Annotated in this window: 1 protein-coding gene and 1 pseudogene; both read right to left on the bottom strand. The window is 69.8% G+C overall.

Features of this window, described 5'->3' with window-relative positions:
* Positions 1-18: 18 nt before the first annotated feature.
* Positions 19-9,954, bottom strand: a pseudogene (locus NLX83_RS16440) (type I polyketide synthase); the annotation flags it as partial.
* Positions 9,955-9,985: 31 nt separating this feature from the next.
* Positions 9,986-14,866 carry a type I polyketide synthase gene (locus tag NLX83_RS16435; protein WP_256563934.1) on the bottom strand — a complete coding sequence of 1,627 codons (4,881 nt, stop codon included), beginning with the start codon at positions 14,864-14,866 and terminating at the stop codon, positions 9,986-9,988.
* Between the last annotated feature and the right edge of the window lie 22 nt (positions 14,867-14,888).

The following is a 14,888-nucleotide window of genomic DNA, read 5'->3' as shown; positions in this document are numbered from 1 at the left end:
ACTCACCGCGCTACCGCCTCACAGACCCAGCTCGTTGTCGATGAAGTCAAAGATGTCGTCGTCGCTGGCCTCGGAGAGCCGGGCCGAGACCGCGTCGGTCTCCACGCCGAGCACACCGAGCAGTTCCTGCAATCGGGCCGCCACCTTGGCCTTGGCCTTGTCGTCCGAGGCGATCCGGCCGAGTCCGCGCGCGACCTTGTCCAGTTCGGCAAGGCTTTGCTGCGCCGGGTCGACCTCGGTGGTCTTGATCTGCGTACCGAGGAAGCCCGCGATGGCCGTGGACGTCGGGTAGTCGAAGAGCAGCGTCACCGGCAGGCGCAGCGAAGTGGCCTTGCTGAGCCGGTTGCGCAGCTCGACGGCGGTCAGCGAGTCGAAGCCCAGCTCCAGCAGGCCGCGTTCGGCGTCGATGCCTCCGGCGTCGGAGTAGCCGAGCACCGCCGCCGCCGTGGACTGCACCAGGTCCAGCAGCACCTGGGCCTTCTCGTCAGTGTCCAAACCGGACAGTCGCTCGGCGAGCCCGGTCGAGGTGGCGGCGGTGGACGCGGTGGCCCGCTTCGCCGGGGTCCGGACCAGGCCGCGGAACACGGGCTGGATGCTGCCGCTGGCGGCTTCGGCCTTGAGCGCGGTCGGGTCGAGCCGGGCCGGGATCACCGCTCCGTGCCCGGAGCACAGTGCGGCGTCGAACAACCCGAGCGCCTCCTCCGTGGTCATCGGCGCGATGCCGGACCGCGCTGCCCGCTGCATGTCGGCCGAGTCGAGCTTGCCGGTCATGCCGCTGCGCTCGGCCCACAAGCCCCACGCGTGCGACTGCGCCGGGAAACCCTTGGTGCGCAAGCTCTGCGCGTACGCGTCGAGGAATCCGTTGGCGGCCGCGTAGTTCGCCTGACCAGCTCCACCGACCACACCGGCGATCGACGAGAACAGCACGAACGCGGCCAGATCGGTGTCTTTGACCAGCTCGTAGAGGTTCACCGCCGCGTCGACCTTCGCGCGGAACACCGTGTTGATCCGCTCCGGGGTCAGCGAGTCGAACACACCGTCGTCCAGGACACCGGCGGTGTGGATGACCGCGGTCAGCGGGTGGTCTTCCGGAACTTCCTTCAGCACAACGGTGATGGCTTCGGGGTCGGAGACATCGCAGGCCACGACGGAGACTTCGGCGCCGAGATCGGTCAGCTCGTCCCGGAGTTCGACCGCGCCAGGAGCACTGAGGCCACGGCGGCCGACCAGGATGAGGTGCTTGACCTGCTGCACGGTGACCAGGTTCCGCGCGACCAGCTGGCCGAGCATGCCCGTCGCACCAGTGACGAGAACGGTTCCGTTGGGGTCGATCTCCTTGGTAGCTGGGACTTCGACGGCCCGGCCGACCCGTGCCGCGAAGACCTTGCCGTCGCGTACGCGCAGCTGCGGCTCGTCGGCGGCCAGCGCAATGGGCAGCGCGGCGTGTGATGCGTCCGTCCCGTCCGTGTCGACAAGAGCGAAACGGTCGGGGTTCTCGTTGCTCGCTGAGCGGATCAGGCCCCACACGGCGGCCTGCGCCAGATTGTCGGCGTCCTCGGTGAGAAACACCAGCTTCGAGCCGCCGAACCGGTCCTCGCGCAGCCATTCCTGCGCCAGCGCGAGCACCGCGTGCACCTCACTGCGCACCCGTCCTGGCAGCTCGCCGGATGCCGTCGCGCGGCGCGGGACCAGCACCACCTCGGGGATCGTGGTGAGGGCGGAGATGCTGGGGCTCGCGGTGATCTTGACACCGCTGGTCCGGAGCGCCTGGATGGCCGGGTGGGCCTCGTCACCGAGGAAGACCCACTCTCCCGTGCTCACATCGTCCGAAGTGGACAGTTCCGTCCAGCCGACCGTGTAGAGCGCCGAACCGTCACCGGCCGAGGCGGCCTTGATGCTGTCCTTGGAGACCGGGCGCAGCACGAGCGACTCGACCGAGGCGACCGGCTGACCGGTCTGGTCGGTGACCTCGACGCGCACGGACTCCTTGCCATTGGGCGTGACCCGGACCCGCAGTTCGCGGGCACCGATGGCGTGCAACGACACCCCGGTCCACGAGAACGGCATCAGGCCGCCCTCCAGCCCTTCTAGGCCACCGAACGCCAGGGTGTGCAGCGCCGCGTCGAGCAGTGCCGGGTGCAGGCCGAACTTGGCGGCAGCCGACCGCTGATCCTCCGGCAGCGCGACCTCGCCGACGATGTCGGAGCCGTCGCGCCACGCTGACTTGAGGCCCTGGAAAGTCGGGCCGTATCCGAAGCCGCCCTCCAGCATGCGGTCGTAGAGGCTGTCCGTGTCCAGCTTCTCCGCACCGGCGGGCGGCCACGCACCCGTCATGCGCTCAGCGGGTTCCGAGGAGCCGGTCAAGGTTCCGGTGCCATGACGGAGCCAGGTGTCGCCGGACTGCGAGTGCACGGCCAGCGAGCGGTTGCCGTTCTCGTCCGGCCCGCTCACGGAGAGCTGAAGGGTCACAGAACCCTTCTCCGGCAGCACGAGCGGGGCTTCGAGGGTCAGCTCGTCGACGACCGGCGTGCCGACCTCGGCCGCCACGTGCAGGGCCAGCTCCAGGAAACCCGTGCCGGGGAAGAGAACCGAGCCCGCCACGGCGTGGTCCAGCAGCCAAGGATGCGTCTTCGCCGAGATCGTTCCGGTGAAGAGGTAGCCCTCACTGTCAGCCAGTTCGGTCACCGCACCGAGCAACGGGTGCCCGGTGGTCTTGAGGCCGACGCTGGCCACATCGGCGTTCTGCTGCGAGGCGTCGAGCCAGTAGCGCTGGCGCTGGAACGCGTAGGTCGGCAGGTCCACGCGGCGCGCACCGTCGAAGAGCGAGGTCCAGTCGATCGCGGCGCCGCGCACGTGAAGCTCGGCGATCACGGTCAGGAAGGACTCCGCCTCCGGCCGGTCCTTGCGCAGCGACGGGGCCAGAACCGCTTCGCGCTCAAGGCAATCCCGCGCCATCGACGTGAGGACACCACCGGGGCCCAGCTCGACGAAGGTGCCGACGCCGTTGCTCTCCAGCCAGCGGATGCCGTCCTGGAACCGCACGGCCTCGCGAACGTGGCGGACCCAGTAGTCGGCGTCGATCTCCTCAACCGGCCCGCCCGTCAAGTTGGACACAATGGACAGACGCGGCTTCTCGTACGTGATCGACTCGGCGATCGTCCGGAACTCCGCGAGCATCGGCTCCATCAGCGGCGAGTGGAAGGCGTGCGAGACCGTGAGGCGCTTCGTCTTCACGCCGCTGGCCTCGGCGACCTTGAGGACCGCGTCCTCGGCTCCGGCGATCACTGTCGACATTGGGCCGTTCAGCGCCGCGATGCTGACCTCGTCGTTCAGCAACGGCAACACATCGGCTTCGGCGGCCTGGAGCGACACCATCGCGCCGCCGGTGGGCAGGGCCTGCATGAGGCGGCCCCGCGCGGCGACGAGCTTCGCGGCATCGGCGAGCGACAGCACTCCGGCCACGTGGGCCGCGGCGAGCTCGCCGATCGAGTGGCCGACCAGGTAGTCCGGGCGAACGCCGAAGCTCTCCGCGAGCCGGTACAGCGCGACCTCGACCGCGAACAGCGCGGGCTGCGTGTAGCCGGTCTCGTCGAGCCCGTCGCCGTCGAAGATCACGTCCCGGATCGGGCGGTCCAGATGGGCTTCGAGGTGCGCGCACACCGCGTCGAACGCCGAGGCGTAGACGGGGAACGCGTCGTACAGCTCGCGCCCCATGCCCGCGCGCTGTGAGCCCTGGCCTGTGAACATCACCGCCGTGCTGCCGTTGCCAGCGATACCGGTAACAACTCCGCGCGCTTCGCTGCCCTCAGCGAGGGATGCCAGTCCAGCACGCATCGCCGCGAGGTCCTGGCCGACGATCACCGCGCGATAGTCCGAAGTGGACCGACTGGTCACCAGGGAGTACGCGGTGTCCACCAGGGGTGCGTCGACGTGGGCCAGGAGCTGTTCCGCCTGACCGCGCAGACCTGCGCTGCTCCGAGCGGAGAGAACCCAAGGCGTGGCGGGGAGTTCGGGCGCGACCCGGTCCTCTTCGACCACCACAGGAGCTTCCTGGATGATCACGTGGGCGTTGGTACCGCTGACACCGAACGCGGAGACACCGGCGGCGCGTGGGTGGCCGTTGCGCTCCCACTCCACCGGCTCGGTCAGCAACGCGACCTCACCGGCAGACCAGTCGATGTGCGGCGACGGCGTCTCCGCGTGCAGCGTGCGGGGCAGCAGGCCGTTTTGCAGCGACAGCACCATCTTGATGACGCCCGCGATGCCGGACGCCGCCTGGGTGTGGCCGATGTTGGACTTCAAAGCGCCGAGCCACAACGGCTTCTCGCGGTTCTGACCGTAGGTGGCGAACAGTGCCTGGGCCTCGATGGGGTCGCCGAGCGAGGTGCCGGTGCCGTGCGCCTCGACCGCGTCGACCTCCTGCGGAGTCATGCCCGCGTCGGCGAGCGCCGCCCGGATGACCCGCTGCTGGGCGGGGCCGTTCGGCGCGGTGAGGCCGTTGGAGGCGCCGTCCTGGTTGATCGCGGTGCCCTTGAGCACGGCGAGGACCGGGTGGCCGTCGCGCTGCGCGTCGGAGAGCCGCATCAGCAGCAGCATGCCGACGCCCTCGGCCCACCCCGCGCCATCGGCCTTATCGGAGAACGCCTTGCAACGACCGTCCGGGGACATCGCGCGCTGGCGGGAGAACTCGATGAAACTGTCCATTGTGGACATCACGACGACGCCACCGGCAAGCGCGGAGTCGCACTCGTTGTTGCGCAGTGCCTTCGCCGCGAGGTGCAGCGCGACCAGCGAGGACGAGCACGCGGTGTCCACGGTGACCGCCGGGCCTTCGAGCCCGAAGGTGTAGGACAGGCGGCCGGAGGCGACGCTGCTGGAGCTGCCGAGCGCGAGGTAACCCTCGAACTCCGGCGGCGCCGTGTCGAAGCGCGAGCCGTAGTCGTTGTAGCTGGCGCCGATGAACACGCCGCCCCGGCTGCCCTTGACCGACGTCGGGTCGATGCCCGCGCGTTCGTAGCTCTCCCAAGCGGTTTCGAGGAGCAGCCGTTGCTGCGGGTCGATCGCGAGGGCTTCGCGGGGGCTGATGCCGAAGAAGGCGGGGTCGAAGTCGGCCGCGTCGTGGAGGAAGCCGCCGCCGGTGGCGTAGAAGGTGCCGGGCTTGTCGGCGTCCGGGTCGTAACGGCCTTCGAGGTCCCAACCACGGTCGGTCGGGAACTCGCCCACTGCGTCACGGCCCTCGACCAGCAGCTCCCAGAACTTCTCGGGAGTGCTTGCGCCACCAGGGTAACGGCAGCTGAGCGCGACGATCGCGATCGGCTCGTCCGTATTTCCGACAGCAACAGGCGCGGCGGTCTCGGTGGTGGTCCCGCCGAGTTGCGCAGCCAGGTGCCCGGCGAGCGCGGTCACGGTCGGGTAGTCGAAGACGAGCGTGACCGGCAGTCGCAGCCCCGTGGCCTCAGCGATCCGGTTGCGCAGGTCCACTGCGGTGAGGGAATCGAAACCGAGGTCGCGGAACGCTTTGGCGGGCTCGATCTGGTCCCCACCGGAGTAGCCGAGGACCGCGGCGACCTGACCGGCCACCACGTCGATCAGCGCTTTGCGACGGTCCTCTTCGGACAGTCCACCCCAACCGTCAGCGCTCGGCGCGTCGGAGGTCTGCGGTGCCGCCTTGAGCGCCTTGATCTCCGCCAGGTCACCGAAGACCGGGTTGGTCTTCACGGCCGGGGAGTTCTGCGCGAGCGTCGGCCAGTCGATGTCGACGACCGCGACGCAGGTGCCTTCCTCGTCCAGGGTGCGCTGCATGGCCGCGATGGCGATCTCCGGCTGCATGGCGGGGATTCCGCCGCGCCGCAACCGTTCCGCGGTGGCCGCGTCAACGAGACCACCGCCAGCCCAGGCACCCCATGCGACGGAGGTCGCGGGGAGCCCGTCCGCTCGGCGCTGAAGTGCGAGCGCGTCGAGGTAGGCGTTCGCGGCGGCGTAGCTGCCCTGGCCAGAACCGCCTGCGGTACCGGCGAAGGAGGAGAACAGCACGAAGGCGTCGAGGTCCGAGGTCAGCTCGTGCAGGTTCTGCGCAGCGGCGACCTTGGGCGCGAACACGATGTCCGTGCGGTCCGGCGTGAGCGTGTCGATCAGCCCGTCGTCCAGCACACCGGCGGTGTGCACCACGGCGCGAAGATCGCTGATCCCGTCGATGAGGTTCTTCAGCGCGTCACGGTCCGAGACGTCGCACGCGGCGATCGTGACCTCGACGCCGAGTTCGCGCAGTTCCTCGGCCAGCTCAGCGGCTCCGGGCGCGTCCGGCCCCCTTCGGCTGGTCAGCACCAGGTGCTCGGCGCCGTTGCCCGCCAGCCACCGACCGACGTGCTTCGCGAGCCCACCAGTGCCACCGGTGACCAGCACAGTTCCACGCGCGGTCCACTTCTCCCCGCCAGTGCCCACGTGGCGGACCAGGCGACGCGCGAAGGTGCCGGACGTGCGAACCGCGCACTCCGGCTCGGCGCCAGCGGTGAGGAGCGCCGTGACGCGGCGAAGTGCCCGTGCATCAAGGTTCTCGGGGAGGTCGACGACGCCACCCCAGCGGTGCGGGTACTCCAGCGCGGCGATGCGGCCGAGGCCCCAGATCGCGGCCTGGATCGGGTTAGCGACACGGTCGGCGCGGGAGACCGAGACAGCTCCGCGCGTCGCCAGCCACAGCGGTACGTCCAGCCCGGCGTCACCGAGAGCCTGCGTCAGGATCACGTTCAGCGCCATGCCGACCGTCTGCCCCGAGGCGGAGTGCGCTCGCTCGTCCAGCGCCAGCAGGGAGATCACACCGTCCACTTCGGACAGCTCGGCCAGCTCCGTGATGCGGGCGGTCAAGCGCGCACGGTCGATGTCCGCGGTGTCGAGTTCGAGGCTTATCACCGTGGCGTCGAGCACCGCGCTTCGATGCCCCGCCGGAACAACGGCCAGCCAGGTGCCGGTGGACACGGGTGCTGCGTCGGCTACCGGCTCCCACGTGACCTTGTAGCGCAGTGAGTCCACAGCGGAGGTTTCTTGCTTCGCCTTGCGCCACTTCGCGAGCACGGGCAGCAGTGCGCCCAATGAATCCTCGGCCTCAATACCCAGGGTCGAGGCCAGCGCGTGCAGATCCTCGGTCTCGACGGCGGACCAGAAGTCGTCGTCGGGAGCAGCGGCCGTCACGGCGGAGACGGTCGCGGAGGACTCCATCCAGTAGTTCTGCCGCTGGAAGGCGTAGGTGGGCAGCTCGACCTTGCGGGCCTTGGACTCCGCGAAGACCGGGTCGAAGTCCACCGCGCCGCCGCGCACGTACAGCTCGCTCAGCGAGGTGAGGAACCGGTCGAACCCGCCCTCGTCACGGCGCAGCGAACCCACCGTGACATAAGAGGAAACCCTTGCTGTGCTCATGCTCGACCCCGCAAGCGGGTCTTCGGCGGTGAACAAGGTCTCCTGGATCGCCGGAAGGAGCACGGGGTGCGCGCTGGTCTCGACGAAAGCCTCGTGACCGTGCTCGATGAGCAGGCGGGTGATGTCCTCCAGCTCGACGGTCTGCCGGAGGCTGCGGTACCAGTAGTCCGCGCCCATCTCCGGCCCGGCGATCACCTCGCGCGTCACCGTGGAGTACACCGGGATCTCCGGGGTGCGCGGAGACACCGGCGCGAGGACTTCGAGGATCTGGTCGCGGATCTCCTCGACGTGCGCGGAGTGCGAGGCGTAGTCCACGTTCACCCGGCGGACGCGGATGTCCTCGGCCTCCAGGGCTGCCTGAAGCTCGTCGAGGGCGGAGGTTTCGCCCGACACCACAACGGAGTTCGCACCGTTGACCGCAGCAAGGGAGATGCCCGGACGGTCCAACCAGGGCTGCACGTCCGTGCGTGACAGGGCAACCGACATCATACCGCCGCGACCGGCGATCGCACTGATCGTCTTGCTGCGCAAGGCCACCACGCGCGCACCGTCCTCAATGGACAGCGCACCGGCGACGACGGCCGCCGCGATCTCACCCTGAGAGTGACCGACAACGGCAGAGGGGTGAACGCCGTGCGACTGCCACAGAGCGGCAAGGGAGATCATGACCGCCCAGAGAACGGGCTGGACGATGTCGACCCGCTCCATCCAGGAGGCGTCGTCGCCGTCCAAGATGTCCAGCAGCCGCCAGTCGGCGAAGGGAGCGAGCGCGTCGTGACACTCCCGCATCCGCGCGGCGAAGACCGGTGAGGTGCGCAGCAAGGAGTTGGCCATGCCCGCCCACTGCGAGCCCTGGCCGGGGAAGACGAAAACCGTGCGGTTGATGTCGGTGACCGCGCCGCGCACCACAGACCCGGCGGGCTCGCCCTTGGCCAGAGCGTCCAAAGAGGACAGAAGATCCGCACGGGTCTTGCCGAGCACCACGGCGCGGTTCTCGAAGCGGGCCCGAGTCGTCGCCAGCGAGAACGCCACGTCCAACGGCTTGAGGCCGGGGTTGTTCTCCATGTGGTCGCGGAGGCGCTGAGCCTGCTCGCGCAGGGCCGACTCGCTTCGAGCCGAGAGCAGCCACGGGGTGTGCGAAGGCTCGTTGCGCTCGTCCGATTCCTCCGGAGCCTTGGGCGCCTGCTCCAAGATCACGTGGGCGTTGGTGCCGCTGAGGCCGAAAGAGGAGACGGCGGCGCGGCGCGGCGACCCGGTCGTGGGCCAGGCGCGCTGCTCGCGCAGGACCTCGACGTTGCCGGTGTCCCAGTCGATGAAGGGGGACAGTTCCTCGGCGTGCAGCGACTTCGGCAGAACTCCGTGTCGCAAGGCCATCACGGTCTTGATCACGCCCGCCACGCCGGAGGCGGCCTGCGCGTGCGCGATGTTGGTCTTCACCGATCCGATCCACAGTGGACGGTCGTCGGTGCGGGCCTGGCCGTAGGTCTCCAGCAGCGCGTGCGCTTCGATCGGGTCGCCCAGCTTGGTGCCGGTGCCGTGCGTCTCGACCATGTCGATCTGCTCGTGCTTCAGCTGTGCGTTGGCCAGCGCCGCGTTGATCACCTTGCGCTGCGCGGGACCGCTCGGCGCGGCGATGCCGTTGGAGGCGCCGTCCTGGTTGAGCGCGCTGCCCTTGATGACCGCGAGCACCTTGTGCCCGTTGCGCTCCGCGTCGGACAGGCGCTCCAGCAGGATGACCGCGGCACCCTCGCCGAGGCCCATGCCGTCCGCGCCCGCGCCGAAAGCCTTGCCGCGCCCGTCTTCCGCGAGCCCGCGCTGCCGCGCGAAACCGACCAGTGAGATCGGCGCGGAGATGATCGCCGCGCCACCCGCGACCGCGAGCGAGCAATCCCCTTGGCGCAGCGCCTGGATCGCCATGTGGATCGCGACGAGCGAGGACGAGCAGGCGGTGTCGATGGTGACCGCCGGGCCCTCAAGTCCCAGTGTGTAAGCGATCCTGCCGGAGATGATGCTCGTCGACATGCCGGTGACGAGGTGCCCCTGGAGGCCGTCCGGCGCGTCCCGCCAGCTCTCGCCGTAGCCCTGGTAGGCCGCGCCGACGAACACCCCGGTCGGGGTTCCCTTGAGCGCCTGGGGAGTCAGGCCCGCGCGCTCGAAGACCTCCCACGAGGTCTCCAGCAGCAGCCGCTGCTGCGGGTCCATGGTCGCGGCCTCGCGCGGGGAGATCCCGAAGAACGCCGGGTCGAACCGATCGGCCTCGTAGATGAAGCCGCCCTGCGTGGTGTAGCAGGTGCCCTGCACATCCGGATCCGGGTCGTACATGGCGTCCAGGTCCCAGCCGCGGTTGGCCGGGAAGGAGCCGACGACGTCGCGGCCCTCGGCGACGACGTCCCACAGGTCCTCGGGCGAGGCGACCCCGCCCGGGTACCGGCAGCTCATCGCCACGATCGCGATGGGCTCGCGGGAAGCGGCGGTGAGCTGCTGGTTGGCCTTGCGCAGCCGCTCGGTCTCCTTCAGAGACGCGCGCAGCGCGTTGACGACCTGCTGGTTCGAGTCCGACATCATCCGCTCCGAACTAGTTGTCGGTTTCGAGGGCCATGGCGACCAGGGCGCTGACGTCCATGTCGTCGATGTCGCTGCTCTCGGGCTCGTCCTCGCCGCCGTTGGCCAAGCGCAGCAACGTGTCCAGCAACCCGGCCTCGCGCAGCTTGTCCAGCGAGATGGTGGACAGCAGCGCCAACGTCTCGTTGTTGACTGCTGAGGACACACTCACTGAGCCGATGCTCGACCCCGCAAGCGGGTCTTCGGTAGCAGGGACGAGCTGCTTCTCCACGTGCTTCGCCAGCTCCACCACATTGGGGTGGTCGAAGACGATCGTCACCGGAAGCCGCAAACCCGTTGCCTCACCGAGCCTGTTGCGCAGATCGACCGCGGTGAGCGAGTCGAAGCCGAGCTCGCGGAACGCCCGCGTGGTCTCCACCGACTCCGGCCCCGGGTACTTCAGCGAGGCCGCGACCTGCGTCCGCACAACGGATGCGATGGTCAACGAGCGCTCGGCCGGACTGAGCGTGGCGAGCCGGTCCTTCAGCGAAGCCTCACCGTTGCTGACCTTCGCCGCGGCGGCCTGCTCCTTCTGGAGCGCGGCGCGAACCTCGGGAACGGTCCCCAGCAAGGGACTCGGCCGCGCAGCGGTGAACACGGGCACGAACTTCGACCAGTCCACCTCGGCGACGACCTCGACGGCACGGTTGGAATCGCTGAGCACGCGGTGGAAACCGTCGATCGCCAGGCGCGGGTTCATGAACGGGATTCCTCGGTCGCGCAACGCCTGCTCGACGAGGTTGGCCGCCATGCCGCCGCCCTCCTCGGGGTCCCAGATGCCCCACACCAAGGAGAGCGCGGGACGACCGCGGCCGCGCCGCGACTCGGCGAGACCGTCGAGGTAGGCGTTGGCCGCCGCGTAGGCGCCGTGGTCACCGGAGCCCCACACCGCGGAGATCGAGGAGAACAGGATGAACTCGGCGACCTCGTCTGTGTCGAACACCGCGTCGAGCACGGCCGCGCCGGCGATCTTCGCGTAGGCGGTGTCGGCGAACTCGTCGAGATTCGTCGCGGACAGTCCATTGAGGACACCCGCTCCGGCGATGTGCATGACCGAGGTGATCGGCCAACCATCTGCCTCCATGCGGCGCTTCAGCTTGATCAGCGCCTTCTCGTCGCCGACGTCGCACGCCACGACGACGGCTTCGGTGCCGTACTCCGCGAGCTCCGCGACGAGTTCGCGGGCGCCAGGAGCGTCGATGCCGCGCCTGCTGGTCAGGATGAGGCGGCGAGCGCGGTGCTTCGCCAGCCAGCGGGCGATCTGTGCGCCGACACCGCCGGTGCCGCCGGTCAGCAGCACGCAGCTCTGCGGCTTCCACGTCGCCTGAACGTTGTCGCTCGTGACCCGGACGAGGCGGCGCGCGAAAAGGCCACTCGGGCGGACCGCGACCTGGTCCTCATCCCCATGTCCTGCAAGGACTCCGGCGAGGCGGTTGACCGCGTTCTCGCCGAGGTTCTGCGGCACGTCGACCATGCCGCCCCACCGCTGCGAGAACTCCAGCGCGGCGACGCGGCCGAGGCCCCACACCGCCGACTGCGCGGGGCTCTGCTCAACGCCGTTCGTGACCAGCCACAGTGGAGCGTCGATCTCCGCGTCGCCCAGCGCCTGGATCAGCGCGAGAGTCGCGGCGAGCCCGTTGGGCAGGCCCCTGTGCTCCACGTGCCACCGCTGGTCGAGCGCCAGCAACGAAAGCACTCCGCGGAACGGCCCGTTCGCGTCGCGTAGCCGCTTGGCCAGCAACTCCCGGTCGGTGTCACCTTCGGCCAACTCCAGCACGACCGGCTTGCCACCGTGCTGCTCGACCGTGGCGCGAACCCGGGCCCGCAGCGCGTCGTAGCCCGCGTCGACCGGGGCGAGCACGAGCCAGGTGCCGTCCAGCTTCGCCGGGGCGGGCTCGTCGATCGGCGCCCAGTCCACCCGGTAGCGCCAGGAGTCCACGATGGACTGCTCGCGGCGCTTCGCCCGCCAGTCGGCGAGGTCCGGGAGCAGCGCGCTCAACGGCCGGTCGGTGTCCAGGCCGACCGTGCTGGCCAGCGCTGCCACGTCGCCCTGCTCGATCGCCTGCCAGAAGTCGTTGTCCAGCCCGGAATCCACGGTGACGGCCTGCTCGACCGGTTTCTCCGGTGCTTCGAGCCAGTAGCGGCGCCGCTGGAAGGCGTAGGTCGGCAGGTCGATCACCGACGCGTCCAGCCCGGCGAAGACCGAGGTCCAGGCAACGTTTCCGCCGCGGGCGTGCAGCTCGGCGACCGAAGCGAGGAAGCGGTCCAGGCCGCCCTGGTCGCGGCGCAGCGAGCCGACCGTCGCGCCGTCGCGGCCGAACGCGTCCAGGGTCTCCCCCAGCGCGGGCAACAGCACCGAGTGCGGGCTGACCTCGATGAACACGTCGTGGCCGTGCTCGATGAGCAGGCGCGTGGTCTTCTCCAGCTCGACGGTCTGCCGCAGGTTCCGGTACCAGTACTCGGCATCGACGGTCGTTGTGTCGATCTGCTCGCCGAGAACCGTGGAGTAGAACGGGATCTCGCTGGCCTTCGGCACGATCGGACCGAGCACGTCCAGCAGCTCGGCGTGGATCTTCTCCACGTGCGCGGAGTGCGAGGCGTAGTCCACGGGCACCCGGCGGACCCGGACCTCCTCGCCTTCGAGCTTCGCCTGAAGTGCGTCGAGGGCTTCGTTGTCGCCGGAGATCACCACTGAGCCGGAGCCGTTGACCGCCGCGAGGGACAGCCCGTCGGTCACGTACACCAGGGCCTGCGCACGGGGCAGCTGGACGGACATCATGCCGCCCAGACCGGCGATGGCGCGGATCGCCTTGCTGCGCAGCGCGACCGCCCGCGCACCGTCCTCAATGGACAGTGCACCGGCGACGACCGCGGCGGCGATCTCACCCTGCGAGTGGCCGATCACCGCAGACGGCTCGACGCCGGAGGCCCGCCACAGCGAGGCGAGCGAGACCATGACCGCCCACAACGCGGGCTGGACCATGTCCACCCGCTCCAACCAACTCGTGTCAGTGCCCTGAAGAACGTCGAGCAGCGACCAGTCGGTGAACGGGGCAAGCGCGTCGTGGCACTCCTGGATTCGCGCGGCGAACACCGGCGAGGTCTCCAGCAGTTCCACCGCCATGCCCGCCCACTGCGCGCCCTGGCCGGGGAAGACGAACACGGACTTGCCGAGGTCGGTGGAGACCGCGCGGACGACACCGTCCCGCTCCTCGCCGAGCGCCACCGCGTCGAGCCCGGCCAACATGGATTCGCGGTCCGACCCGATGATCACGGCGCGGTGCTCGAAGGTGGAGCGCGTCTTCGCGAGCGAGTAGCCGATGTCCGGAACCGATCCGTCCACAGTGGATCGAAGACGACGGGCCTGGGCGCGGAGGGCGTCAGCGGTGCGCGCGGAGATCACCCACGGCAGCGCACCGGTGCTGACCTTCGTGGCTTCCTGGACTTCCGGCTCTTCCTCGAACTCCGGGGTCTCTTCGAGGATCACGTGCGCGTTGGTGCCACTGGCACCGAACGCGGAGACACCGGCGCGGCGCGGGTGGCCGTTGCGGGTCCACTCGCGGGCTTCGGTCAGCAGCGACACCGCGCCCGCCGACCAATCGATCTTCGGCGAGGGCTCGTCGACGTGCAAAGTCTTCGGCAGCAAGCCGTTCTGCAACGCCAGCACCATCTTGATCACACCGGCGACCCCGGCCGCCGCGGCTGCGTGCCCGAGGTTGGACTTCAGGGAACCCAGCCACAGCGGGGTTTCGCGCTTCTGGCCGTAGGTGGCGAGCAGCGCGTGCGCCTCGATCGGGTCGCCGAGCGTGGTGCCGGTTCCGTGCGCCTCAACGGTGTCGACCTCATCGGCGGAGACCCGCGCGTTGGCCAGCGCCTGCTGGATCACCTTGCGCTGCGCGGTTCCGTTGGGGGCGGTCAAGCCGTTGGACGCGCCGTCCTGGTTGATCGCCGAGCCCCGCACGACCGCGAGGACGTTGTGCCCGTTGCGGCGCGCGTCGGACAGGCGCTCGACGATGAGCACGCCGACGCCCTCCGCCCAGCCGGTTCCGTCGGCGGCGGCGGAGAACGCCTTGCAGCGCCCGTCCTTGGCCAGCGCGCCCTGACGGCTGAACTCGGTGTACCCCTCTGGGGTTGACAAGACGGTGGTGCCGCCCGTAACGGCCATCGAGCAGTCGCCCCGGCGCAGCCCCTCGCAGGCCAGGTGCAGCGCGACCAGCGAGGACGAGCACATCGTGTCGATCGTGACGGCAGGCCCGTGCAGGCCGAGGAAGTAGGCGATGCGGCCGGAGGAGATCGCGCCGGAGCGGCCGATCATCACGTTGCCTTCGAGCTCTTCGGGCAGCTCGGTCATGCCGCGGCCGTAGTCGTGGTCGGTGGCGCCGAGGTAGACCCCGGTCTGGCTGCCGCGGAGAGAAGCGGGGTCGATGCCCGCGCGCTCGAAGCCCTCCCACGCGGTCTCCAGCAACAGCCGCTGCTGCGGGTCCATCGCGAGCGCTTCACGCGGGGAGATGCCGAAGAACCCGGCGTCGAAGAGCGCGACGTCGTCCAGGAACGCGCCTTCGTTGACGTAGCTGCTGTTGCGGCGCTCGCCGGTCGGGTCGTAGAGGGCGTCCAGGTCCCAACCGCGGTCGCCCGGGAACGGGCCCATCAGGTCGCGGCCCTCGGCGACGGCGGCCCACAGGTCCTCGGGACCACGCACACCGCCGGGGAACCGGCAGGCCATGCCCACGATGGCGATGGGCTCGGTGGCCTGGTCCTCGACCTCCCGCAGCCGGCGCTTCACCGCGCGCAGGTCCGTGGTGGCCCGCTTGAGGTAGTCGCGGAGCTTCGCCTCGTTGTTGTCCACAGCCCGCAGCTCCTTCCGTCCGGCCTCTCGA

The organism is Allokutzneria sp. A3M-2-11 16, from assembly GCF_024213555.1.
Lineage (GTDB): Bacteria > Actinomycetota > Actinomycetes > Mycobacteriales > Pseudonocardiaceae > Allokutzneria.
This window is presented reverse-complemented; position numbering and strand designations above follow the sequence as displayed.